The organism is Hahella sp. CR1, assembly GCF_029813005.1.
Classification (GTDB): Bacteria; Pseudomonadota; Gammaproteobacteria; order Pseudomonadales; family Oleiphilaceae; genus Hahella.
In genome coordinates, this window is the sequence record NZ_JAPELK010000023.1 from 1 (window position 1) to 22,502 (window position 22,502).

Here is a 22,502-nt window from a genome sequence, read left to right on the forward strand (position 1 = left end):
CGCCTACAGCCGGCCTCGTCGCCGGCTTTTTTCGTTCGCTGTCCCTGAAGGAGAGATAAAAAGAAAACCCGCCAGCGGATCGCTCCAGGGGCGAGTATGGGGAAGAGTCGTTTGATTCGGACATCGCCCCATGGTTCGCACGAAGTACGCTAGGTTCGCAGCCAGCTGGGTCATGCCTGAATATTTATGCTTCGACCTGAAAGCTACACCAGAAGGGGTGTTTGGACTTCGGTATCATTTGGCACACGCGAACCGCAAACCCTGCAAACCTCGTTTTTAGCGCTGACGCTAAACAAACGCGGCGCTGTCGCCCCCCGCTTCGACTCATGGCCAGGAAGGACCCATCAGGAGCCCCAAAAGCGCCCAGATAGGCCAAATAATCGCCTGGCGGCTGCCATAGCGGGGAGGTGCGCGCCCTGATAGATGGAGCAGCGCTTATGGTAGCAAAACCATGCGCTTACGCTACCTCTAATTTCACACCAACCCTGCACCAGCACTACGTTTTCCGCAGGAGTTGTTTAAAACTATTCCTACCCTCGGAAAATAACGACGCCCAAGTCTAAGGACTGGATTATGTTGAGCGTGTCCATCGAGACACTTATCTCATGAGACCAATCGCTCAGGTTTTCGGCGGCAATAGTCTTAGTGTTTTGGTAGAGACCTCTGCGCTTATGCGTGAGGTCTCTACTACCCCTGTAAGGGGTAGTAGTCTGCGTGCAAACTGAAAACTGCCCCGCAGACCGCGTCGTTGCTGGGTTTCATCTCAGTTTGCAGAGGGTTTTGCAAACTTAACGCCTGCAAACTAAAAACTCACCTAACCAATTGTTTTTATTCGTTTTAAGTTTGCAGCCAGATTGCAGATTGCAGCAAACTGGCTCAGATTGCAGAGTGAATTCGGGGCTTTGTCCATAGAATATCCGTAGGCTAATCACGGCGCTAACTCCTCGTGATAGACCCAGATTTCCGGGTTTTCCACTGGCAAGAGCGAACCTGTTTTAGGACACTTGTAATGGGTTGGTCGAACAGCGGCCCCGGCGAGAACGTCCTCATCCGCGCCTGCGCTGGTTGGGCCTCCTAGTAACGCCATGCCCTCCACACACATATACCCAAACTTGCTGCGGCCGACGGCTGGCAGGCCATAATCCTCTGGGTTTCGGAAGAACTTTATATACCCTTTAGTCGCTAATACGGAAAGCCGTTCGTTAATGGTGCGATTGGCCCCTAAGCCTGCCACCCCCTCAAAAGACTCTGCGAACTGGTTAGCGGTATAACACTTACCTTTAGCGGCCTCTTCGAACAGGATCTGCAGAATATTGTCTCGTTTGCGACGTCGCTCCGCATCCAGGCGCTCCCCATAATCTTTCATAACCAGACGTTCACTGGAAGATACCTCGCGCCATTCTCCCTCGAGTTTGTCGACATACTTAGGAGGGATGTGAGCGCCATTACGCAGCTCAAAGTACATCTGCCTTACTGAGTTAGCCTCATCGGGTCGAAACAGCAGCATTCCTGTTGAATAGTACCCTCGTAGGCTACCGGCCCCCGCCAGCGCTTGAAATGGGTCCTCTTCTAACTGTCGTTTACCGAGCTTACGGGTATGGTGCGCCAAGATAATTCCTGCATTGGGATTTACCGTTTGGCGTAGTCGCTCAACGCGTTGCGACAGGAAAAACAGCATGGCGCCGTTATCGTTTTCGCCGCCAGCCTCTCCACCGTCGAACAGATTGCGGATGGGGTCGATAGCGATAATATCCGGTCCTTCAGGGCCAAAGGCATTGGTGATCGCTGGAATCACTTGAGCAAGTCCACCCTCATCAAGGACGAGTCGTAATTGTGGGGTTGCGACAAAGTTCTTACGCGCTTCCACCATACGATGGGACGGTAAACGTAATGCTTTCACTCGCTCACGCAGATAGTGGTATTGCACCTCCGCTTGTAGGTAGAACACACGTAACGGCCTTGCGGGAGTCATGCCGAGGAAGCTGGCGCCCGCCGCCATATGCGTCAGCCATGCTAATAAGAAGTCGCTTTTGCCCACTTTGGGAGCGCCGCCGAACACCAAAGTACCTGCTGGTGTGAGTACACGTGGCGCAATGAGGTCCGGCGGAACCGGGGCATCGTCATCCAGCAGTTCCCCCAGTGTGTAAGAGGGCAAGCGGTGTGGCGTTGCCTTGATGATCCGACGCTCGCCGTGGGTAACAAAACCCTCCATGTCGAAGCCCTCGGCAATGGCGTCCGCCGCATCCCATTTTTCGGGTTTATCCGGTGACGGAACGAGGATGGCCACAGAGGTTGCTCCCGCCTTCACACAAGCGGGCGCCACGCTTTCCGCATACTCCCAGCCCGGTCTGTCGCAGTCTGGCCAGATCACCACATGCTTGCCCGACATAGGGCTCCAGTCGGTTTTGCCCACCGGCGCTTTGGCTCCATTCATCGCCGTGGTGGCGCAGATGCCCGCATCGATCAGCGCCTGCGCGCATTTCTCGCCTTCCACCAACACCACCCGATCCGTTTGTGCGATGCCGGGTTGATTATACAAGGGGCGCGAATCTGGAGCCCGCCAAGCACGCGCCCGAGCATCCCAGGGGCGATACTCTTTGCCCGATGGTGGATCATAGCGATATACGCAGGCGATCAACTCGCGGTTAGCGTTTAGGTAATCCCATTTGGCAGTGTATGGCCCCAAATCATCCATGACAGGCGCAGACTTGCCCCTCTCCACCTGTCGCTGTTCATGCCTGCCGTCCACCGTATCCGTGTTTCCCAACCAATGCGTAATTGAGCGCTTTAATTCTGGAAACTGACCTTGAGCATCCAGTCCTTTAACTGCGGCCCAAAGCGAGAGAACGTCGCCGGACTCGTTAGTTTCGAAGTCAATCCAGACTCCCATTTTGGGACCGGCAAGCTCAACCACTAGGCTTTTACCTGGGTTCCCCTGCAGGTCGCCAATAAAAAATTGCGCGCCGCGAACCTTGCCATTGGGAAACAGATGGGAAAGCGCATCAGGAAGGCGTTCCAGCAATTGCATTTTCAGTTGCTGAGCGTCGCAACGAGGCGGCATAGAGAGTGCGGGACTCGCAACATCATTGAAGTCCAACCAGCTCACTGATAGTCCCCCTCCGGAAAATAGGCTTTAAACCAGTCGCCGTTCTCACGAACGCAGTAGTACTTGCGGCCGGGACCTAGGTACTTACGATCGGGTGCGATCCAAAGATGCTCTGCTTTATCGTATGCCCAACCTCCCTCACCAAAGAGGGAGTTCATCAACACGGGCATGCCACCCTGTTTGAGAGCACGACGAAACTTTCGCAACAAGGATTGATACTGCTTACTAGTTTGCTTCACGCTAAGTGCTTCACTCCTATCAATTATTGCCGTCAGCCCCTCCGCTAATATGGGACTCTCCTAGGTATTTCCGACCTAGTCTCCATCACACTCCAGCGCAGGTTTTTCAGTAGTTTGAACGTTCTGTGAAGCCGCTGAAATCCCCGTTTCAATGGGGTTTCCTGCAATAACCTGAAATAGCCCGCAATAGCATGTTAAAACTAACGGAGTTATGAAAAAAAATGAATGGGAAGAGGTGGGCGTATCCATGTTGGATTCACTCAGTATCCCCCACGAGGATTTTCACTGGTTCCTAGGGCGAAGCCGGACGCCAGTGACCATCTCGCGGAAATGGTCTCAACTACATTTCAGTTCTTGGTGACGGATGGTGACTGGCCTACCGAATAACCTTATTGCGCGTACGCGCGTGTAGGGGTAAATCAGAATGAGAGTCACCATCCGTCACCAATCGGTCTTTTCCTTTCAATTAGCCGGGAACGCGCGCTGTCTACGCCACCACAAAAAACCCTTATTAACATTACCTTAAGAGAGTATCGCTCGTTAAAAACCCGAAATCCCTTACTCTCTTAAATACGTCAATAATTCGCATGGAACAGATGACTTTCTCCGAAGCCGAATACCAGAATATGAAGCGTAAGACCCGCCGGGAAATCTTTCTGGAGCGGATGGATAAGCTGATTCCCTGGGAACGGTTAGAGAAGAAGGTCGCCCGTCATTATCCCAAGGGTGAAAATGGACGGCCGCCGTATCCGTTATCCGCCATGCTTCGCGTTCACTGCTACTTACAAAGTTCATGGTAGTCTCTGTGAGACGAAACAAGATTACGTTTTGGGTATAGCTCTGGAATCTTATCTTGCCGACCCATCCTTGCACTCTGTGTCAGTGGGCCCCGTTCAGCAAGCTATAAGTCGCCTCTAACAACGATTCTCAACATTAAATTTTCCCGCGGTTCCTGCAATTTCCTGCAATCCCCCCCACCTGCTCGCAGTATCCTGAAACTCCGTCATGGCTCGTTAGGCGGCCGGTACTGATAATGGCGTCTCCATCAAAAAGTTTGAATATTGGAGCCGCCTTATGTCATCAAACCTTCCGTTGTCTGGTCCATCCCAGGCCATTCCACCCGAGAAATTAAACGCGATGCAACGTCGCCAGGAAATGGCTCTTATCCTTGCCCACGGCATCGTTCGTCTGCGAGAGCTGAACTCTCAAAAACAGAGCAAGGTGGGACTTGCTTTCCAGGGCCTTCAGAGCGTTCATCCAACTCCGTCACACACAGAAAAAACGGAGAATAAATGAATCCATCAAGACTTCAGGAAAAACCATCAATTACCGCTCAAGTGGCCGCGCTACCCAATCTGTCTCTACAGGAGCTCCGCGCACTGTGGCGCGAGCTATTCAACAAAGAGGCGCCCACACATGTGAAAACCTATCTCGTGCGCCGCATCGCCTATCGGATTCAGGAGGTGGAGTTTCGTAAGCTCAACCCTGAGCTACTGGATAACAATCGACGGCGCATCGCCGCCCTCACAGAAACGGCCGAGCAGTCCAAGAAGTCTGCCGCCAACCTACTTCCAGCTGGTACTGTGCTGACCCGTGAATTCAGGGAGGTAGAGTACCGAGTGGTGGTGGCGGTTAACGGACAATTCGAGTTTCAAGGACGTATCTACCCTTCCCTGTCCATGATCGCCCGGGAGATCACCGGGACACGATGGTCCGGTCCTGAGTTTTTCGGATTGAATAAGGCCTCGAAATCGAAAGGGACACGCAAGGGAGTCAAAGAATGAGTGAAACCGTTAAACGTCGACTGCGCTGCGCCGTCTATACCCGCAAGTCCACCGAGGAAGGCCTTGAACAGGAGTACAACTCCATTGACGCCCAACGGGACGCAGGACACGCCTATATCGCCAGCCAGCGTGCGGAGGGGTGGATTTCTGTTGAGGATGACTACGACGATCCCGCTTATTCTGGCGGCGATTTGGAGCGCCCCGCTCTACAACGCCTGCTTAACGATGTGGAAGGCGGTAAGGTGGATATCATCGTTGTATACAAAATTGACCGATTAACTCGTAGCCTTGCCGACTTCTCCAAAATCGTGGACGTCCTAGATCGTAGCAGCGTGTCTTTCGTATCCGTAACCCAACAGATCAACAGCGCAACCTCGATGGGGCGTCTAATGCTAAACGTGCTGCTTTCCTTTGCACAATTCGAACGCGAGGTGATTGGAGAGCGTATTCGCGACAAGATTGCCGCGAGTAAACGTCGAGGGATGTGGATGGGCGGCATTCCCCCGCTTGGCTATGACTTGGAAGGGCGTTATCTCGTCCCCAATGTTCGTGAGGCTGAGCTGGTCCGTCATATCTTTCAGCGCTTCGTGGCGTTAGGCTCCAGTACGCCCCTCATGAAAGAGTTACGCCAGCAGGGCGTTACCGCCAAGTCCTGGACTACCAGCGATGGCCGTGTTCGTGAAGGAAAGCCATTTGATAGGGTGATGATCTACAGAGTGCTAACCAACCGCGCTTACATAGGGGAAATCAAACATCGGAAAGACTGGTACAAGGGAAAACATCCTTCCCTCATCACTCCTGAGTTATGGGATCAAGTTCACGAGATTTTGAGTAAAAATCACCGCTCTCGCGGAAACACCTTGCGCGCCAAAGTGCCCTACCTGCTGAAAGGCATTATCTTCGATTCAGAAGGCCGGGCGCTGACGCCCTGGCACACCACCAAAAGAAGCGGAAAGCGTTATAGATACTACATTCCACAGCGAGACGAGAGGGAGGGCGCCGGCGCATCAGGATTGCCTCGCTTACCGGCGGCCGAACTCGAATCCGCCGTCCTGGAACAATTACGCGGCTACCTGCGCTCCCCCACTCTAATTCAGGATATTTCATCCATGGGCGTAGGCCTGGACACGGAACTGGACGAGGCGAAGGTCACTGTCGCAATGACGCAATTGGACGCCATTTGGGAGCAGCTGTTTCCTGCGGAGCAGTCCCGCATCGTGCGCCTGCTGGTTGAGAAAGTCATATTTACGCCGATGAGTTTAGAGGTGAGGCTACGCATGAATGGCATTGAACAAATAACGCAAGAGCTGTCCAGCACTAATCACTTCTCAAAGGAGAAAGTAGCGTGAGCGGAGGAAGCATTCAAATCACTGGACGCACCAGCACCATTTTAGCGAGCAATGGCGCTCCAACCTTGTTTATACCCATTCGGATAAAACGCCGAGGCGGACGAAAACTAGTGGCTCTTCCTGAAGGTGAAAGCGGTGATCGCCCCTGGGACAAGACGCAAACCCCTTTGCAAGTTGCAATGGTCCGAGCTCATCGTCTGGCGGCTCGCCTTGAATCTGGAGAAGCACGTAATGTGCGCGACTTGGCGAAGAAAGAAAGTATAAACATCAGCTATCTCAGTCGCTTTCTGAACTTAACCTTACTGCCGCCTGATGTCGTGGCGGCCATTCTCGATAACACTCTGCCTAGTCAAATATCCTTTTCGGATCTGACAATAGACCCGCCATTACATTGGGATGAATATAGAAAAAAGGCCGGAATAGCTGAGAAGAATAGAAAGGTCAGCGTCGACAACGCCGTTAGCGGCGCTGACCTTACGGCCAAGCAAAGTGACTATTGAATGGTCATTAGTCAGTGTAGCCGCTGGTGCGTTTTTTAACAGGACGGAAGTCGTTTGCTTTGCACATAGGAAGGGCAGATATCGGATTGTATTAAGTTGCAATCCTCCGCTGATTACGCGTTCATAGGCTACCTCTAGTCGCCGGCGCTAGGTGTAGCAGCACCCAACGCCGACTAACCACAACCAACTGTTAGGAGTTGATCATGGCTGACGTCGAGTCTACTACGGCCACACTTCATTTGAACAGGCGCACCGGGGAATTTACCCTATCCGTGCCCTTGGATTCGGACATCGTTTTAAAGGCCGCCAAACGCGCTCTGGCGCAACGGTTTAAACGTCATTCCTGCCACATGGATGACCCAGGCAAAGTGAAAGAATATCTGATGATGCACTTGGCGCCGGAGCCGCGCGAAACGTTCGTAGGACTTTTCCTGGATACTCAGAACCGATTGATCGCCTACGAAGTGCTATTCCGTGGCGCGATCGACGAGGCCCATATTTATCCTCGCGAAGTGGTGAAAGCGGCATTACGCCATAACGCTGCAAAAGTCATCGTCGCCCACAACCATCCCTCCGGCGATCCCAAACCTAGCGTTAACGACCAGCTCATTACCTACCGTTTGCTACAGGCGCTTATGCTCGTTGAAATTCCACTCGTCGACCACTTTGTGGTGGGAGGAGATGAGGTTGTAAGTATGGCGGCTCAGGGCATCTTCGGAAAAAGACCGCGGAAGATTCCCGAACCAGCTTAACTAATGCCGTCTTGATAATACGCTCCGGGCAATCCCGGAGCCTGCACACACTTTTCTCCGAACAAAAGACGCATCGCATTTCCAACTAAGAGTTGCTCCATCAACACACATCAGCTATTTCTTGCAAGAGTGAAAAGGCAGCATGACAGCAAGAGAATAGACTTAACACCAAGATAATAACGTGGGAGTATAACTAACTCGTAAGCGCTATTCGGATGGGCGGTTGATAAAAATCAACGCTAGAAGTGACATGGATGGGAGACCTTGAATTCAATGAAACGAATTCCTTTTGGCTTGCAAGTCAACTCTTCGAAATTAGTCGATGTGCATGAAGTCCCTCGAGGAATCCATTCAGGCTGTATTTGCCCCTCATGCCGTATTGAGCTGGTGGCTCGGCAAGGCCAGAAAAAAACTTGGCACTTCGCTCATTTCACAAAAAACAAATCTGAAGAAGAAATCACGCAATGTGAGTATTCTTTTTATGTCTCAGTTGCCATGATGGCCCGGCAGTTAATGGACTCTGTTGATGCTTGTAATATCCAGCTCCCACTGTACGAAAGATTAGTTTCCGTAAACGGAATGTCAGAGTGGATAACTATAACAGAGTCACGGGAAGTGACTTTGAAAGATATCTTCGTCAGCCAACAGATGTATGGGGTTGACTTTGATGTACTTGGAAAGGTTCAGGGAAAGAAAAAAATGGTTCCCTTGGGGCTTCAGTTCGAATACCCAGAAAGGCGTATTGACCTAATTCAAGTGCCTGTAGAAAAACCAATAGGTATTCTCGCCGTTGACTTAACTGGGCTTGAGTCTTTGTTTTGGGAAGAAAAAGACCACTCAAACACATTTAAGCACGTGCTTAAAACTTTTTTGCTGGATAAGCTTGAAGGGAAAAGATGGCTTTTTCATCCAAATCAGAATAGTGAAATTCGTGCCGCCGAGAAGGAGTTGCAAAAAAAATCACCCCGCAACCCACTGTTCTCTCAAGTTGCCTACCACAACAGAACACACACTCCATACTCTACAACGCGTAACGCTCAGCAACGCACTTTTACGTGCGCGCAATGTGGGCACAACTACAACTTTTCAGCCAGCTATGGCAGCCGGTGCCCCAGATGCGTGCAGGAAGTTGAGGAAGCAGGTTGCAGACCAAGATAGCTCACTCCATCTAGCGCTCAATCAGCTTTATTTTAGGCTTGGCCTTTTGTCTCATTAAGAAACTATTCCGCACCTATTTAAGTAACTGACCAAAAAAATGCAATGTATAGATGGAATCCTACATCTGTAGGATTGGCTCTCTTAATACGTATACAGATAATTCCCCTTCAAACAATAACTCAACATAAAACGACAAAGGTGGAGTTAAAATGATTAATTTTAAATCATTACACAAATCACGTCCCTCATTAGTTATAGCATTTTCTGTTCTGGCTGCATCATATAGCAGCACGTCTATGGCCGGCAGACTTTGTGTGGAACGGGCGGAGGTTACGAAGTTGTTTGTAGGAGAAGTGAATGGAAATATGGGCACAGATGGAGGAAATGCTATTTATGCCGAATTTGATAATCAGACAACAATTGCAGCAAATCTAAAATATAATTTAGATGACGAAAAAGGAAAAGGGCTTTTAAGCATACTTCGAACTGCTTTCATTATGAAAGCAAAAGTGGATGTTTGGGATCATCATGGCGATAACTGTGACGACTTTGACGAAGTTGATATTTACTAAATAAAAACCATCAATGAGTCCAAATATTTAATTTTTTGGGCTCGAGAAGGAATTATGAAAAAAAACATTGCCATCTTATTTTTATTGCAAATATTTTCATTTTCATCAAGCGCTCAGGATTACTTTTGCCCAGATGAGAACGTTAGGTTTGTGATAGCCTCGCCTCTTATTCAAGTTTCAGATCCATCAGATGGTGCAGAAGAACTGACGAGTGCGGTGTACGGTTACGCACTGAAAGCGGGATATGACGAAGAAGATATAGCATTTTTGTATGGATCTCGAGCTACCACAGACAATTACTTATCGTACCTTTCCTGCAATAAGCTTGAGTTCTTTTTTAATATGTCTCACGGTAGTCAAGTGCATATAAAAACTTACCAACCATCATCCAGGACGATAAATTTGGGGATTTCACAGCTGGAGGATATCAATAAAGTCGAGAGCTATCCAAGGCAGCTAATATTTTATACACACAGTTGTAATAGTGGAGATATACCGAACCCAAATATTATAAACCCTAACACTTTGGCTGGTTCGGTGCTGAAATATCTTAGGGCAAAAGTATATGTTGGACAGATATCAAAGGTTGACTCACAGAAAAACTGTAGTGATGTTCGCAACTCAAAAAATCTTATTAAGTTTATACTTAATGGCTATGGAGGAAATGATTCACCTACTTTTTCTCAGGCAGAGAAGAAGGTTTTAAGTGGTGAAACAACCGCCAACTTTCGTCCAACTATGTCATTTGCAAACCCTGGCGACGACAATGATATAGCTAACACTCCAAAAAGAAGATCTGACCAAGCATTGATAGTTGAAAGCTACAATAATATGGATTATGAAGAAGAGCTTTAGTTATATGATACATTTTTAGATTGTAGAACGCTGGGCGGCATATTCAAGTTTAGAAATCCAGAGCTGATCTGACGGCTACCGGCTTTTAGGTGGTGTCTGTCAGGTCACGTTCAGCCTATGAGTTTTCCCTTTCCAGATTTTAGCCCTTCTTACTAGGCACATTTTACCCTGCTACTTTTTACCAACAACGGGTTTTCATTCGCTTCAGCTGATACTCCATTGACGACGGGCTTATTAGACAAGTGATATCCTTTAAGCTCAATCCACGATAAGTTTTGGCTTCTTTAGGAAAGACATTGCCTATCAGGAATAGCGTTTCAGAAACGCCACTTTGGATAGCATCAGGCACATATTCAGGGAGGTACCGCAGTATCGCTTCTTCAGCAATTTGTTGGGGAGATTATTGACTGCGCGGGTCCATAAGAAATATGGAATTTCTCCCGATAGGATTGAGGTTCTCGCATGCTGCCAGCGCCCGCCAAGTGTTGGCTAATGCAGCTGGCGTTCCTGTATTTGCAGGTAGAGGTATGGCAGTGCAATCAAATGGTGACGTACGCGTCGTCGATGAGAAAAAAGCTGCCGAGTTCTTTAGCGGAGAGGGTGCGAATATTAAGCCCGAAGACTTAACAGGAGCACAGCAAAGGGCTTTGAATTACCCTAAAGGCCAAGACGGCACTGTTTTCTTTCCGGAGAAAGAGTCATGAAAACATTCACTTTAGAGGCAATTGGGTTCTGGTCTGATCGTTACGAGGACGGAGTGACCCCGACGTATCTATGTGGCGAACTTCATTCAGACTTGAAAGCCAAAGTGATTGGTTATTTGAAAAATGGAGTTCGAGGCATGTCATTTTTAGGCTATGCCAGGTGCCGTTTTGAATGCGAAGACTCGGAAACGAATGTGCTTGGTAGTGCAGATCTGACCGACGGCAAATGGATTTGGCCTGAGGGCCTTTATCACTATGTTGAGAAGCACGATCTGTTATTACCCAGGAAGTTTATTGATCATCTGGTGTCGATAGACTTCGTCCTCCCAGAGATTGATAAGGATTTAGCTCGGGTGCATGAGGACCTTTTTGAAGCTAGCGATGTCGAGCTTAAGGTCAGCTCGCACGAATGGAATGCATGGCTAAAAGAAATGGGAGAAGACGAGTATTTAAAATCGCCCGTCATCGTGCCGAAGAAGGTGCATAAATTCGATCCTGACTACGACCCCATAGCAATGGCTCATTTGATGTTTGGGGACGACGACAATCAAAAATTCTGATTTCTGCTTACTCAAGAGATTTGCCGTGGTCACTCACTTATCATGTGAGGGGCGCGGGATAGGATAGTTTTATGTTGGACACCTCTAGCTCGCAACGCTTCAAAGAACATTGCCCCGGCTTTCGTCATTACTGCGCCCTGTACGAGTATTAGATGAACAGAAGGTTGCCCAGCGCACTGAAGCGAAGGGTCGCCCTCCTCTCACGAATGAAGAGCTAAATTCTTGTTTGCGTCCTGTAGGGGAAGGATTTCAAACCTTCGCACCCAATGGTTCATATTCTACCGTCGCATAGGAATAAACATGATCGTCACCTCTCTGAATGAAATCGGCTTCTGGTCGAATAATTATGAAAACGGAGTCACTCCAAGCTATCTGTGCGGAGATATCGGCTCTGACAAAGAAAGCATCATAAATTACCTGAAGAATGCCCCGCGCTGCGATGGCTGGCTCGGGTACGCACGCTGCCGCTTTGAATGTGAACACTCAGAGAGTAGTCCGCTTGGTGCTGCAGAACTGACTGATGGAGAGTGGTATTGGCCTGAGGGACTGGCTCACTATGTTGAAGTCCATCATCTATTGCTCCCCCCTCAATTTCTGGAACATATCAGGTCCTTAAACTACAGGGTCCCGGAGCTAGATCCAGTGTTCTTAAAGGCAGTCCGTAACGCCGCCAACCTAAATGAAAATGACGAGTTCAAGATCAAGTTCAGTAATCACATCTGGCTGAACTGGCTCAGTGAAATGGGGGAGGAAAGCTATCTAAGAAACCCTGTAGTTGTCCCTAAAGCAAAGCCAGCAGCTAGTTCAACTTTCGATCTGGATAGTTTACTACCGGGTGACGGAGACCTATAGGAGCTACGACTGGGGCGCTTGTTCTTGGCTGCTCAACTTTCGGCGACACTTTAAAATCAGGAAGAGTTGTACAGAATCCAGGACTTTTTCAATTTATCCACTTTAAAGGGCCACTGCCCCGGCTTTAGTCATTAAGTCGACTGCGCCATTGACTAGCGCATTTATCCGCAATTAACCAAAGGCTCCTGCGACAGCTCGACGCTCTTTGGGCATGGTATTGGCGAGACGCAGAAGGTTGCGTCTCGCCACCTAGTAGAGTCAGGCAGTGATCATTTCCCCAATTGGTTATTTCAGGAAGGCTGGGGCAACAGCTGGTCTATAAGTGGAACCACGGCAAAAAATTCAATCACCTTCTCGTTATTAACCCTCAGCCGACTAAACTCCCTGGCGACAGTCAATGGGGGTAGCAGCAACGGGCCGCAGAACCCCACATTTCCTGAATAAGGTTTCGGAGGGTCGCCATTGGGAATGGAGTGCCCCATTCCCAAACGAGAGTCCACTTTGTGGGGAAATTCTGCGAGGGGCCTGATCATGCGTAGTGGCCAACACCATCGATCGCTGTTACAGGATTCAGGCTCCAATCCTGCAGCAACGGCATACCAAGTGGAAAGCCTCAGAGTTGGGTAGTGGAGCGTACGTTTGGTTGGCTGTCTAAGTGCCGTGCGTTACTGATTCGCTATGACAAGAAGGACTGCAACTATCTGGGATTGCTGCAATTGGCATGTGGCCTGTTATGGTTTCGTCGGAGGAAGCGACCGTCGAAATTGGTGTGCCAAATCCGGTCGGGTGGCAAGAGAATCGTTGTTGTGCATGGCTAAAACTCCAAATGTGATAACAACCAAGCCAAATAGCAGGCGTTTTTCATGATGGGTATCCAACTCGGGCCTCCTAATTGGCCGGTAATTGACCTTATGCCTGTTAAATGAATCGTTGCCAACCCTCCAACAAAATGAGGGGACGCAATAGATTGCTCATATTTCCACCAGGATTTTTTAAAAAAGCATCTATATTTAACGGACAAAAGGTAGTTGTAAATTGGGACTACCTTTTGATGTGGCACAGCGCCCCAAGGAGGGACACCATGAAAACAAGACAAAACGTTTACGAATTGCAAGACGATACGCTTTCCTGGTACTCAAGAGCCGTTGAGGAAATGCAATCCAGGGACATTAACGACCCCACCAGCTGGTGGTACCAAGGAGCCATTCACGGCTACGCAACCTACCCCAGTGCTTTAATCTACTGGCAAGACGCCACAGGTTTTCCTCCATCCCAGCAGACCGTTAATAACGGCTTCTGGAACCGTTGCCAGCACGGTACCTGGTACTTCCTGCCGTGGCACCGCATGTACCTATTCTACTTCGAAGAGATTGTCGCCAAGGCAATCCGTGACATGGGTGGGCCCTCAGATTGGACGCTTCCCTACTGGAACTACTGTGACGCATATAACACAAGCGCTCAGGCGAGTGAGCAACAACAAGCCCTGCAAATCCCACCTGAGTTTGGATCTTCCCAGGGGCCCAATACCGACTTCGCCGCTTTATGGATCAAAAACCGGCGCAACTATGTGTTGAACAAGAACAACGTTAATCCGTGGCCAGCCATGAATGAAGTGGAGTTTACCAGTATCAGCAATGACATAAGCTTTGGCGGCGGAGTCACAGGATTCGCCCACTCAGGTAGCGAGACCGGGCAACTAGAAAGTCTTCCACACAACGTTGTGCACACCGATATTAACGGCGCCATGGGGAATCCCGATACGGCTGCTCTCGACCCCATATTCTGGCTACACCATGCTAATATCGACCGGCTGTGGCAGGTGTGGCTGGCTCAGGCAGGTCGCACCAACCCTGATGTGAATGCGTGGAAGGATTTCCGCTTCAAGTTCCATGACGGCAATGGCCAACCTGTCGAAATGGCGGTCAAAGACGTGGAGACGACCGAATTACTGGGTTATGTATATACCCCGTCCTTTCCTCTTCCTTCCACCAAGCCCGTCAGAAGAACAGCTCCGCCAATGGATGTTGTCGGTGCGACCCCAGGCAGCTTTTCGGTCGGCGATCATATGGCTCCCATGGATCTGACCATGGTGCCTCAGCCGGCAAGAGGCGCACGCCTTAAGTCCGCCAGAGCTGATGACGAAAAAAGAACCATTTTGCGAATCAGTAACGTGAAAGGTAAAGGCGCAACGTCCCCGATCGATCTGTTCATCACAAACCGTGATAACGAAGAAGGCAACGAAGAAAACTTCGTGGGTTGTATTGGACTGTTTGGCCTCGAAAATGCCTCAACCCCCAGTGTTGAGAGTGATGGCAGCGGCTTGAACTTTGCTCTCGATATTTCCGACACGATTAACAAGCTCAGGCAGCGTGACGATTGGGACGAAGAAAAAATTCGGGTCCAATTGATCCCCCAGTCAAAGCAGGACAGCGATGTCGAAATAAACGTTGGCAGGGTCAGTTTGCACAGTGAAATTGATTAGCGAACGGTATGCTGACATGAGCGACAGGATGAGCCGTCTGACAACGGCTCATCCATACTGGTGGCTTTTCATGGTGAGCGCGCTCAGCTGGGCATATTTGATTTCGGCTGAGCTGAGCAGCTCCGCACACTCACATCACCATATATCAGCCACTCCCATTGTGGCGCTTTCTGGTAGTTTGCTGGCCTGGCTAATGATGGTTTCAGCGATGATGCTGCCCATGCTCAGCGGTTCAGTCCGGCGGGTGAAAATTATGATGCCACGGTATCAACACTTAAGGTTGATGCCCCTTCTCGTGTTTGGGTATTCAATCGTCTGGCTGATCGCAGGAGCCGTGGTAGAGGTTATCAGGGGAATTTTTTATCAGCTGCCCTATATTGAGCATGACGTGATATCACCATTACCTGTTGGGTCGCTTACCTTTTTGGCGGCGGCGGTCTGGAACAATACATCATCCCGAAGAAAAGCCGTTTTTGCCTGCAGCAGCGGCGTCCCCATGCGGATTAGTGGCTGGTATGCCTACAGGGATGCAGTCTATTTTGGACTAATCAAGGGCATCAGTTGTGTAAAAGCCTGCCTTCATGTCATGTTGGCGCTAGTAATCGCCGGGCACAATCTTTGGCTGATGATGATTGTAACGGCTGTACTGTTATATGAACGCATGCTTCTTCCCAGAGAAACCAGACTGGTGTCCTGGATGTGCTATGCGCTGGCAGCGTACCAATTACTGATCTGGCTCAATTGATTATGGCGTCACCTTCCATAAACATTATGGCCGAGCATCCTGGACCGTTAACCTTGTCGGGAGATGAGGTAGAGATCCGGCTAGGAATGTATGAGGAAAATCGACCTCATTTCAATCACAAATCTTTGCTCACCTCACGGGTATTCCTAAACTTTCATCGCATCTTCGGTGAACCCGGCAGCCCTAACTACGATGTGTTTCTCGTTGCACACACACAGGGAGGTGCGCTCCACTATATCGGCTCATTATCGTTTTTTTCCGTCCGGCCAAAAAACCCGGACAACAACGAGGGAATGAACCTAAAAATAAAAATCGAGTCTCCAATAAAAGAATTGCTTGGTCAGGAGGCAAGCAAGAGAGATAACCTGACTCTACAAATCAAACCCCAGGACCAGACCAACGAGCCAATCCCCATAGAGGTGGAGTTCATATTCCTCTGCTGTATGCCACACGAATAGCAGCCTCTCTTGCCACTTTGCGAACCGATTCCACAGACAAAAAAGTTAGTGGCAGGACAATTTTTGTACTTTTCTTTCAATCTTCACAATACCACCCACTGAAAGCCGCTCACCAGATATCTCATCCTCCATCTGGCAGCCTTTCAGACCCATAAAGCAAAAATATAATCTCAAAGTCACATCTGGCTTCAGCGATCAAAATTCTGAAAATTGCTTTGAGCTTTTGATGATTACTAACCTGGATTCTGCGCCGCTTATTAAGCAGTTCGTTGGCTGGGCCATTAATTTTGAAAACCAGTCTGATTCCCTTGAAGTCGGAGATTTCCTTCAAACCAATGAGGAGCGAATTCCAGATACCATCTACGGCGGCTTTTTGGTTCTTCCTCCCGTATCCATTGATGAAGAGTTCCCAGTTGGAAACCGAGTTATTGGCGCGTACTTTTGGGCGCCACGCCCAGCGAGCTTGCTACAGCAAAAACTGAAGGACCATTTCATATAGCACAAGAATCTTTGAGGCAGGCTACAATGACGCAACTCCTAATAGCCGCGAGTCCGTAGCGTAACGCCCCCCCATAACAGAGACTAGTAGGGGGCAAAGCACAAAATACTTACTCATAATCCGTTGGTCCCAGGTTCAAGTCCTGGTGGGCCAACCAACTTTTCCATTTAAAAACAGCATGTTACAAGACAGCCCCTTTCTGGTTATGGCGTAATTTCGTGCTGTTTTCGCCAAAGTGTCAACGCGGAAAAGTCTGAGTTCTCACTAGCAACCAAAAACGGCGTTGAAATTGGTGATTTTCTTAAAAGCCTGTTTTCCCGAGCAGGCTTTTGGAAGCGCGGCCCCCTGCGACTTATCCAGAGCACCCCTTCCCTACTCTATCGTCGTGAACTTCTTCAGCGTCTACTTAACTGTTGTTTCCAGGTTGCCTCCCATGCAGGGAGCGTGGATTGAAACTATTTGTTGACTCCTTCCTTGAGAGCATAACGTCTGAGCTATGGGGAGGGGCGGCAGTCCCACATGAGTGATTTGTTATGGCTGAGGAAAATTTCCACACTCCAACTCAGGCAAATTACTAAAGGTTGCATGTTCTTCAAATTCACTCGTCATAATTTCATTTAGAGCATCAATACTTTCCTGGCGTGGGACTCCTCCGTGATGATCCAAGTCGAGATGACCTACAAGCACCGGAAATAATGTGAGATAACGTGCCAATAGTATCGTTCGGTGACGACCGTTAATAAACTTAATAACGCCTTCTTGAATGTATACGGCTGGCGGAGTGAAGTAACTCTCGCCATTAAATTCAAAGAACCAATCTTTATGATATGCATCGTCAATTCGTTGGGAATTACGGCACAGTAAGTCAGCTCGGTCAGTGAAGCTTATTAACTTCTCGGCATTAGCCAAAATCAACCGGTCAGTCGCTGCCGTTTTCATGACCTTTTTATTCATGTGGGCTCTCCTAACAACAGCCGAGCACAGCTAGGTCCAGCGCACGTAATGCACGGCCTTGTTAACTGTTTTGTATTTGTTGGTTATAGAACTCACACCGATCCTCTAGGCCCATAGATTTTGCAGCCTCCTTCAGCTTTAGCCAAATCTCTTTTGGCGGCTTGCTCGTTGCCTCAAGTGCTGCTTCTTCTAGCATATCAAGTGCTAGCTCTAGCTCGTTGTGATCAAGGTATTCATCGTACTCGGCGATATACTTGCTGCCCCCTGCGTAATCACAGAGAACTGCGCGGGCCTCGCTCAACAGGGCTATAGTAACCTTCCACTTTTTTTCTAATTTTCTGAAGCTCATAGGATAGTTAACATTTGTGTATCACGAATGTGCGTTTTTCCACTCCAACACTTTGAATATAGTTCCTCCAGCCACGGGTTCCAGTGTAAAAATCTCGGAAAGGCAAGCCACCAAACATACGAAAAACTGTACGAGTGCCTTTATAGATTCGTTAACGAGCAGCCTGTGTGCCGCCCTCACTATGAGAGGCGACTTATTCTCTCACTTACAATTCAAAACACCTCAAATATTTTCAATAAATGAATTTCAGCACTTAGGCGTCAGTCCTTCCAGTATGAGGTTTTACCCGTTTGCCAACTTTCCCTACATAAAGTTTTTTGCAAAACGCGCAGGCGTGGGGAGGAGTGAAAAATCTCGCTTAAGCGCGTTAATCGTCTAAGTTGTAAGGTGACATAGATCAGTTCAAGAAAGCGTCAGAGGAACTTTTTCTTAATGACAATAGAAAGCTTGGTCATAGGGAGCTGATATCATGAAACCAAACGTTTTTCTTACGAAAGTGTGGGGGTTTGGAAGCGATTGGCCTTTGGTGGCCTTTAACAAAGACGGTAATCGTATGGCGTTAATGCGCCAATACAAGTCTGGTGATTGGGTTGTCCTGGTAGGAACTTGCGGGCCACCAACAAAGGAGGAGGAGCGTGGGCGCATTTTGGGGATTGTCAAAATTGCTGCAATGTCGCCTGTAGATACCTTAGAGTTTTTAAAGGCTTTAGGAACAGAAATTACCCCTGAGAGTTTTAATGATGCAGGGAAATTTCGTTGGCCCTATAGTGTGCCATATATCGAAGCATACGCCATGGACGGCATGCCTCGTTTAAATGATGTATTGCCAGCTAGACGCCGTGACAGGGGAACCCAAGAGACTAATCAAGCTGTACGACTCCCCCCTGACGAGGCTGCAACAATATTGTCCTTACCCAAGACTGAGTTATCTCTGCCTACTTATCCAGAAATAGTAAATCTTCAGAGTCGTATACAACGTAGTTTAGAAGAAAAGCGTAGAGTTAATGGTCCTCCGCCTTATACAGGAATTTATACTGGTGAGCGCAAGGATGGCCCTGCGTGGGTTTATATTTTTACGGTTGTACTAGGTAACAAAGCGTCACGCTGCATTTGTCCAGTCATAAAGATTGGCTTCAGTAGCGATCCGCATAACCGTGCCGCATTTCTATCTGACTCAATTTATCGTGAATTATTACAGTTGCCAAGAATGGAAGTGGCTTTTTTGCAACATTGCAATAGTTGTGAAGAGGCTTATAAAATTGAGCAAAAAACTCATAATTCATTTAGAAAATATCGCTTTTGGGGGGAATACTTCCAAATATCTCCAGAAAAAGTTGAAGCTGAGATAGTTAGAATCGCTTTTTCTCTAAACTGAGCGTTAAGAGGCCTCTGGATGGAAAAGGAAATACTTCTAAATAATGGAATGAAGCTAACTCTCTCAAAGAAGGCAATAAATCACATAACTAATGGAGTAATAGTCGAATCAATAAATAACGTCAATGGCAAAAGAGTTGCACGCAAAGCAATTAAAGGCGGCCTGCACTCTTACCAAGGCTGGATTGATTTTAAGTCTAACTATAAAACAAAAATCGAACATTTGCGATTTTTTGATTCGGCTACAAATTCATTTTGGTATTTTTCTAGAGAGCTTTCGAATGGAGTCATAACACTAAGAATTCCAAGAGAGCTTTTTACAAAAAATTCTGCAAAATTAACTATGTATCCTGATGAATATTACAAATCAGGATACTTGTGGAAAACTTTGTTTCCAAAAAACTTTTCAGAGAATGATATTGTTAAAGCGATAGAGTCATCTCTCCTTAATATCGATGAAGATCAATGCCAAGTAGGGCAAATTGTAGGCTACTACAATATTAATTCACCAAGAGATACAATTAGAATAACTATCCAGCATACCGGTTCAGAGATACAATCGGCTTTTCCTTCTTGGACTCAACCAAATATAGATAACAATGGTAAACCGTATTCTCATTTTGAAAACATTGGATTTGTCCTAGCTGAATCAACAGAATATTTCGATGATTTCATAAAGATAAATAATAAATTAAGATTTAATATCGGTGGCGATAAATTAACCATAAGAAATATAATAAAAAACACACCTAACTTTTTTAAGTTGAGAGGGAAGCCTAATTTATCTTCCCCAGACTGGACTTATCAAAGAAATGAAGAAATAAAATTATTATCTAAAACCATAAGTAAAGAAGATGTAGAGAGTATTGTTACGTACCTATCCGAATTTGTTATGCTCAAAGAATATCCTTGTATTATGTCTAATGCATATTGCTGTTGCTATAATGCAATCACATCAAATATAAGATATTACAACTCATTCATGATACCTCAAAACATAATTGATGGAGTAAAATTACTATATTACCATGGGGATAAGTGCAGATTCCTTGAAGTCATTGAAAATATTTTTAAAAATATGGCCTCATTCACCATGTTTGATTTGGTCTCAAAGAAAAGAATATTGTCAACCATATTGATGCTGGTGTCTGATAGCAATGATTCAAAAATGATTTATAAATTTATAACATTTTTGTCAGTCTCACCAATAAGGCGTGAGCTATACACGGAATATAACTTGAATTCAATTAAAAGTAAGAAACGGAAACTGCCGATATATAATCTCTTAGACCTTGCAGTAATAAACAATCCATCAATACGTGCCGAATTAAATGTAAACGACTATATAGAAATACTAAAAGAGAGTGTAGGGGAGTCTTATACTTTAAATTTCAGTGATGAGTACCTCGACGACTATCTCTCGCGTCAGTTGGCGCAAATGGAAAATAATTACAAAAGCCTCATTTCTCACTCATTAATGCATTGTGATAAAGATGAATTCTTGTCCTTATCCGATCATATAGGAAAGCTTCTTGCAAACTTAAAAAGCCCGTATAAGGACAATAGTTTATTGACGGCCATAGAGTTAATAATGAGAGATTATGCGAGAATACAATTTGCGCAGAGACTACGTATTAATGCAAGATATAAAGAATATCATGATTTTACTAATGTAGTTTACTGTCCAGTTGATAAAAACTTGTTATACGGAACAATACTCAAACATGAAAGAATTTTAAATAGACTTCGGCTGGAAACTTTTTTTGACGATGTTAAAAAATATCTATTAAGTGTTAACAGTAAAAAGCAGTTGGAAACCTTAGAAAAGTTAAAGGCCAAAATTGGCAAGGAGGTTCCTCCTTTACCATTAAAAATTCCAGCGAAACTTTTTATTAAAAATAAATGACTATTTTACTACGAATACAAGAACAGTTACGACGTCAATAAGATCTATGACCTAGCCACCTTGTAGAGCAAATTAAGTTTAAACTCTCGATATTTGATCTTTCAGATTGCCCGTACGACTCGCTTGGCTGCTATGGCTCCCATTGCTTGAGACATCCTGTGTAGGTGCGGCTCTCTGTCGTAGCAGCCAACTTCTTAGTCATATAGCCAAATAGAAAAGCAATTGATTTATTAGTTTTCGTTAGTTTTAATGTAAGTTATCTCCCATCTTTTTATGACACTTACTGCATACTGGAACATCCTTTCCATTAACGTTGTACCAATATCTATTCGATTTTATCGTTAAATATTTTCCACATGAATAACAGCTATTTAAACCCTCTTTATGATTGTAGTAAATAATCGATATTGCTATTACTATAATGCCAATTAATATGAAAGAAGCTTCGAAAATACCTCTCTCCATTGCGTGATAGACCTCCGTCTTATGGGCTCCACTTTTTCACTCTAATTAAACAGAATGTTCGCTTCTTTTAATGAAGTTACTTTTTATACTCAACCCATGGGAAATTCAAAGGCTCAACAAACCCTGATGCGTGCGATGGCCTTATATACTTATGCGACAAATACTTGGCAACAATTTATAATGTTTCTTCAGATTCATTTTGAAGTACCATAGTGAACAACGAGTCTTCATTCCTTGGTTTGTATTTCTTTGAATTTTGAATGTGAATTCAATTCCTAATGCGCCTAAGATTATCTAGATTTTCATATATCCCAGTTGTTTTAGGGCCTAGCAGCTCATGTTTCTTCGAGACAGCTATCAATGTTTCAAGCTGATCTACATTCTTGCTTCTTATTTTTTTTAAAACTGCCTCAGCTACATTCCCCAAGCCTTCTCGCGTAAATTTGTTTATTCGAAAAAACATATCATATAGCAAGGCTTCAATTATAGATGTTTCAGTGACTATTATAGGCTTACAAAGTAAAATCCCGTCATCCTTACTCACAATACCCTGAGCCTTATACATCACTCTTAAACAATCGAGGTTATAGTTTATATTGTCGCCTGTTTTAAACTCTCCAATAAAGTTTCCATCAACAGTAAACATACCGTCCCCATTTACTTATCCACACAAATCAATCCTGATCAAGTATAGGTCATATCTGATGGGCCTCAACATGTATAACCGATAAATATAAATCTTCCTTGCAACTATTTTTTAGTTGTAGGGCTAATGTGTTGTTTGTAAAAGGGGTAGTTAACGTATGAGCATCAAAATTTGTGCTTTAATTGTGTCAGCG

22 protein-coding genes and 1 pseudogene are annotated in these 22,502 nt (G+C 46.5%); 18 read left to right on the plus strand and 5 right to left on the minus strand.

Annotation, left to right across the window (positions count from 1 at the left end; all coding sequences use genetic code 11):
* Positions 1-928 precede the first annotated feature (928 nt).
* A complete protein-coding gene (locus ONV78_RS30330) occupies positions 929-3,106 on the minus strand; it encodes an AAA family ATPase (RefSeq protein ID WP_279508328.1) in 2,178 nt (725 codons plus the stop codon).
* 835 nt (positions 3,107-3,941) lie between these two features.
* Here ONV78_RS30330 and ONV78_RS30335 point away from each other — a divergent pair.
* Positions 3,942-4,145, plus strand: coding sequence for a hypothetical protein (locus tag ONV78_RS30335; RefSeq protein WP_279508329.1), 204 nt, complete (start codon positions 3,942-3,944; stop codon positions 4,143-4,145).
* A 328-nt stretch (positions 4,146-4,473) separates the two neighbouring features.
* Here ONV78_RS30335 and ONV78_RS30340 read toward each other — a convergent pair whose 3' ends face one another.
* Complete coding sequence (locus ONV78_RS30340; protein WP_279508330.1) at positions 4,474-4,602, minus strand: hypothetical protein; 129 nt, start codon at positions 4,600-4,602, stop codon at positions 4,474-4,476.
* Positions 4,603-4,637: 35 nt separating this feature from the next.
* Between ONV78_RS30340 and ONV78_RS30345 the strand changes: the two genes are divergently transcribed.
* The 15 genes and pseudogenes from ONV78_RS30345 to ONV78_RS30415 all read left to right on the plus strand — a co-directional run bounded on the left by ONV78_RS30345 (position 4,638) and on the right by ONV78_RS30415 (position 16,615).
* Positions 4,638-5,129: a DUF2924 domain-containing protein gene (locus tag ONV78_RS30345; protein ID WP_279508332.1), complete on the plus strand. Its 492-nt coding sequence runs from the start codon at positions 4,638-4,640 to the stop codon at positions 5,127-5,129.
* Positions 5,126-6,478 (plus strand): recombinase family protein, encoded by a 1,353-nt coding sequence (locus tag ONV78_RS30350; protein ID WP_279508334.1) that lies wholly within the window; start codon positions 5,126-5,128, stop codon positions 6,476-6,478. Before ONV78_RS30345 ends, ONV78_RS30350 begins: the two co-directional genes overlap by 4 nt.
* A complete protein-coding gene (locus ONV78_RS30355; RefSeq protein ID WP_279508335.1) occupies positions 6,475-6,978 on the plus strand; it encodes a LacI family transcriptional regulator in 504 nt (167 codons plus the stop codon). The genes ONV78_RS30350 and ONV78_RS30355 overlap by 4 nt, the downstream gene beginning before the upstream one ends.
* Positions 6,979-7,181: 203 nt before the next feature.
* Positions 7,182-7,730 (plus strand): DNA repair protein RadC, encoded by a 549-nt coding sequence (gene radC / locus ONV78_RS30360; protein WP_279508337.1) that lies wholly within the window; start codon positions 7,182-7,184, stop codon positions 7,728-7,730.
* 273 nt (positions 7,731-8,003) lie between these two features.
* Positions 8,004-8,888: a competence protein CoiA family protein gene (locus ONV78_RS30365; protein WP_279508338.1), complete on the plus strand. Its 885-nt coding sequence runs from the start codon at positions 8,004-8,006 to the stop codon at positions 8,886-8,888.
* A 209-nt stretch (positions 8,889-9,097) separates the two neighbouring features.
* Positions 9,098-9,460, plus strand: a complete 363-nt coding sequence (locus tag ONV78_RS30370; RefSeq protein ID WP_279508339.1) for a hypothetical protein — start codon at positions 9,098-9,100, stop codon at positions 9,458-9,460.
* A gap of 54 nt (positions 9,461-9,514) precedes the next feature.
* Positions 9,515-10,315: a hypothetical protein gene (locus ONV78_RS30375; protein WP_279508341.1), complete on the plus strand. Its 801-nt coding sequence runs from the start codon at positions 9,515-9,517 to the stop codon at positions 10,313-10,315.
* 527 nt (positions 10,316-10,842) lie between these two features.
* On the plus strand, positions 10,843-11,019 hold the full coding sequence (locus tag ONV78_RS30380) for a hypothetical protein (RefSeq protein WP_279508342.1): 177 nt from the start codon (positions 10,843-10,845) through the stop codon (positions 11,017-11,019).
* Positions 11,016-11,579, plus strand: a complete 564-nt coding sequence (locus ONV78_RS30385; protein WP_279508344.1) for a hypothetical protein — start codon at positions 11,016-11,018, stop codon at positions 11,577-11,579. Before ONV78_RS30380 ends, ONV78_RS30385 begins: the two co-directional genes overlap by 4 nt.
* A gap of 300 nt (positions 11,580-11,879) precedes the next feature.
* A complete protein-coding gene (locus tag ONV78_RS30390; RefSeq protein ID WP_279508345.1) occupies positions 11,880-12,431 on the plus strand; it encodes a hypothetical protein in 552 nt (183 codons plus the stop codon).
* Positions 12,432-13,018: 587 nt separating this feature from the next.
* Positions 13,019-13,249, plus strand: a pseudogene (locus ONV78_RS30395) (hypothetical protein); the annotation flags it as partial.
* 263 nt (positions 13,250-13,512) lie between these two features.
* Positions 13,513-14,913, plus strand: a complete 1,401-nt coding sequence (locus tag ONV78_RS30400; RefSeq protein ID WP_279508347.1) for a tyrosinase family protein — start codon at positions 13,513-13,515, stop codon at positions 14,911-14,913.
* Between the two features lie 16 nt (positions 14,914-14,929).
* On the plus strand, positions 14,930-15,658 hold the full coding sequence (locus ONV78_RS30405; protein WP_279508348.1) for a DUF2182 domain-containing protein: 729 nt from the start codon (positions 14,930-14,932) through the stop codon (positions 15,656-15,658).
* A 2-nt stretch (positions 15,659-15,660) separates the two neighbouring features.
* Positions 15,661-16,116 carry a hypothetical protein gene (locus tag ONV78_RS30410; RefSeq protein WP_279508349.1) on the plus strand — a complete coding sequence of 152 codons (456 nt, stop codon included), beginning with the start codon at positions 15,661-15,663 and terminating at the stop codon, positions 16,114-16,116.
* A gap of 226 nt (positions 16,117-16,342) precedes the next feature.
* The gene (locus tag ONV78_RS30415) at positions 16,343-16,615 is read left to right on the plus strand and encodes a hypothetical protein (protein WP_279508351.1); all 273 of its coding nucleotides are present in this window, start codon (positions 16,343-16,345) and stop codon (positions 16,613-16,615) included.
* Between the two features lie 531 nt (positions 16,616-17,146).
* Here ONV78_RS30415 and ONV78_RS30420 read toward each other — a convergent pair.
* Entirely contained in the window at positions 17,147-17,569 is a 423-nt protein-coding gene (locus tag ONV78_RS30420) for a hypothetical protein (protein ID WP_279508352.1), read from the minus strand.
* A 61-nt stretch (positions 17,570-17,630) separates the two neighbouring features.
* Positions 17,631-17,918 (minus strand): hypothetical protein, encoded by a 288-nt coding sequence (locus ONV78_RS30425; protein WP_279508353.1) that lies wholly within the window; start codon positions 17,916-17,918, stop codon positions 17,631-17,633.
* Between the two features lie 469 nt (positions 17,919-18,387).
* Between ONV78_RS30425 and ONV78_RS30430 the strand changes: the two genes are divergently transcribed.
* On the plus strand, positions 18,388-19,293 hold the full coding sequence (locus ONV78_RS30430) for a GIY-YIG nuclease family protein (RefSeq protein WP_279508354.1): 906 nt from the start codon (positions 18,388-18,390) through the stop codon (positions 19,291-19,293).
* Between the two features lie 18 nt (positions 19,294-19,311).
* Complete coding sequence (locus ONV78_RS30435) at positions 19,312-21,198, plus strand: hypothetical protein (protein ID WP_279508356.1); 1,887 nt, start codon at positions 19,312-19,314, stop codon at positions 21,196-21,198.
* Positions 21,199-21,931: 733 nt separating this feature from the next.
* Here ONV78_RS30435 and ONV78_RS30440 read toward each other — a convergent pair.
* The gene (locus tag ONV78_RS30440) at positions 21,932-22,309 is read right to left on the minus strand and encodes a hypothetical protein (protein WP_279508357.1); all 378 of its coding nucleotides are present in this window, start codon (positions 22,307-22,309) and stop codon (positions 21,932-21,934) included.
* Between the last annotated feature and the right edge of the window lie 193 nt (positions 22,310-22,502).

Bases quoted from the DNA above. Each gene is read 5' to 3' on its own strand.
- ONV78_RS30420 (WP_279508352.1), bottom strand. From the start codon at position 17,569: ATGAATAAAAAGGTCATGAAAACGGCAGCGACTGACCGGTTGATTTTG.
- ONV78_RS30340 (WP_279508330.1), bottom strand. From the start codon at position 4,602: ATGAACGCTCTGAAGGCCCTGGAAAGCAAGTCCCACCTTGCTCTGTTT.
- ONV78_RS30440 (WP_279508357.1), bottom strand. From the start codon at position 22,309: ATGTTTACTGTTGATGGAAACTTTATTGGAGAGTTTAAAACAGGCGAC.
- ONV78_RS30415 (WP_279508351.1), top strand. From the start codon at position 16,343: ATGATTACTAACCTGGATTCTGCGCCGCTTATTAAGCAGTTCGTTGGC.
- ONV78_RS30390 (WP_279508345.1), top strand. From the start codon at position 11,880: ATGATCGTCACCTCTCTGAATGAAATCGGCTTCTGGTCGAATAATTAT.
- ONV78_RS30425 (WP_279508353.1), bottom strand. From the start codon at position 17,918: ATGAGCTTCAGAAAATTAGAAAAAAAGTGGAAGGTTACTATAGCCCTG.
- ONV78_RS30430 (WP_279508354.1), top strand. From the start codon at position 18,388: ATGAAACCAAACGTTTTTCTTACGAAAGTGTGGGGGTTTGGAAGCGAT.
- ONV78_RS30345 (WP_279508332.1), top strand. From the start codon at position 4,638: ATGAATCCATCAAGACTTCAGGAAAAACCATCAATTACCGCTCAAGTG.
- ONV78_RS30365 (WP_279508338.1), top strand. From the start codon at position 8,004: ATGAAACGAATTCCTTTTGGCTTGCAAGTCAACTCTTCGAAATTAGTC.
- ONV78_RS30405 (WP_279508348.1), top strand. From the start codon at position 14,930: ATGAGCGACAGGATGAGCCGTCTGACAACGGCTCATCCATACTGGTGG.
- radC (WP_279508337.1), top strand. From the start codon at position 7,182: ATGGCTGACGTCGAGTCTACTACGGCCACACTTCATTTGAACAGGCGC.
- ONV78_RS30385 (WP_279508344.1), top strand. From the start codon at position 11,016: ATGAAAACATTCACTTTAGAGGCAATTGGGTTCTGGTCTGATCGTTAC.
- ONV78_RS30435 (WP_279508356.1), top strand. From the start codon at position 19,312: ATGGAAAAGGAAATACTTCTAAATAATGGAATGAAGCTAACTCTCTCA.
- ONV78_RS30370 (WP_279508339.1), top strand. From the start codon at position 9,098: ATGATTAATTTTAAATCATTACACAAATCACGTCCCTCATTAGTTATA.
- ONV78_RS30350 (WP_279508334.1), top strand. From the start codon at position 5,126: ATGAGTGAAACCGTTAAACGTCGACTGCGCTGCGCCGTCTATACCCGC.
- ONV78_RS30335 (WP_279508329.1), top strand. From the start codon at position 3,942: ATGACTTTCTCCGAAGCCGAATACCAGAATATGAAGCGTAAGACCCGC.
- ONV78_RS30410 (WP_279508349.1), top strand. From the start codon at position 15,661: ATGGCGTCACCTTCCATAAACATTATGGCCGAGCATCCTGGACCGTTA.
- ONV78_RS30375 (WP_279508341.1), top strand. From the start codon at position 9,515: ATGAAAAAAAACATTGCCATCTTATTTTTATTGCAAATATTTTCATTT.
- ONV78_RS30400 (WP_279508347.1), top strand. From the start codon at position 13,513: ATGAAAACAAGACAAAACGTTTACGAATTGCAAGACGATACGCTTTCC.
- ONV78_RS30380 (WP_279508342.1), top strand. From the start codon at position 10,843: ATGGCAGTGCAATCAAATGGTGACGTACGCGTCGTCGATGAGAAAAAA.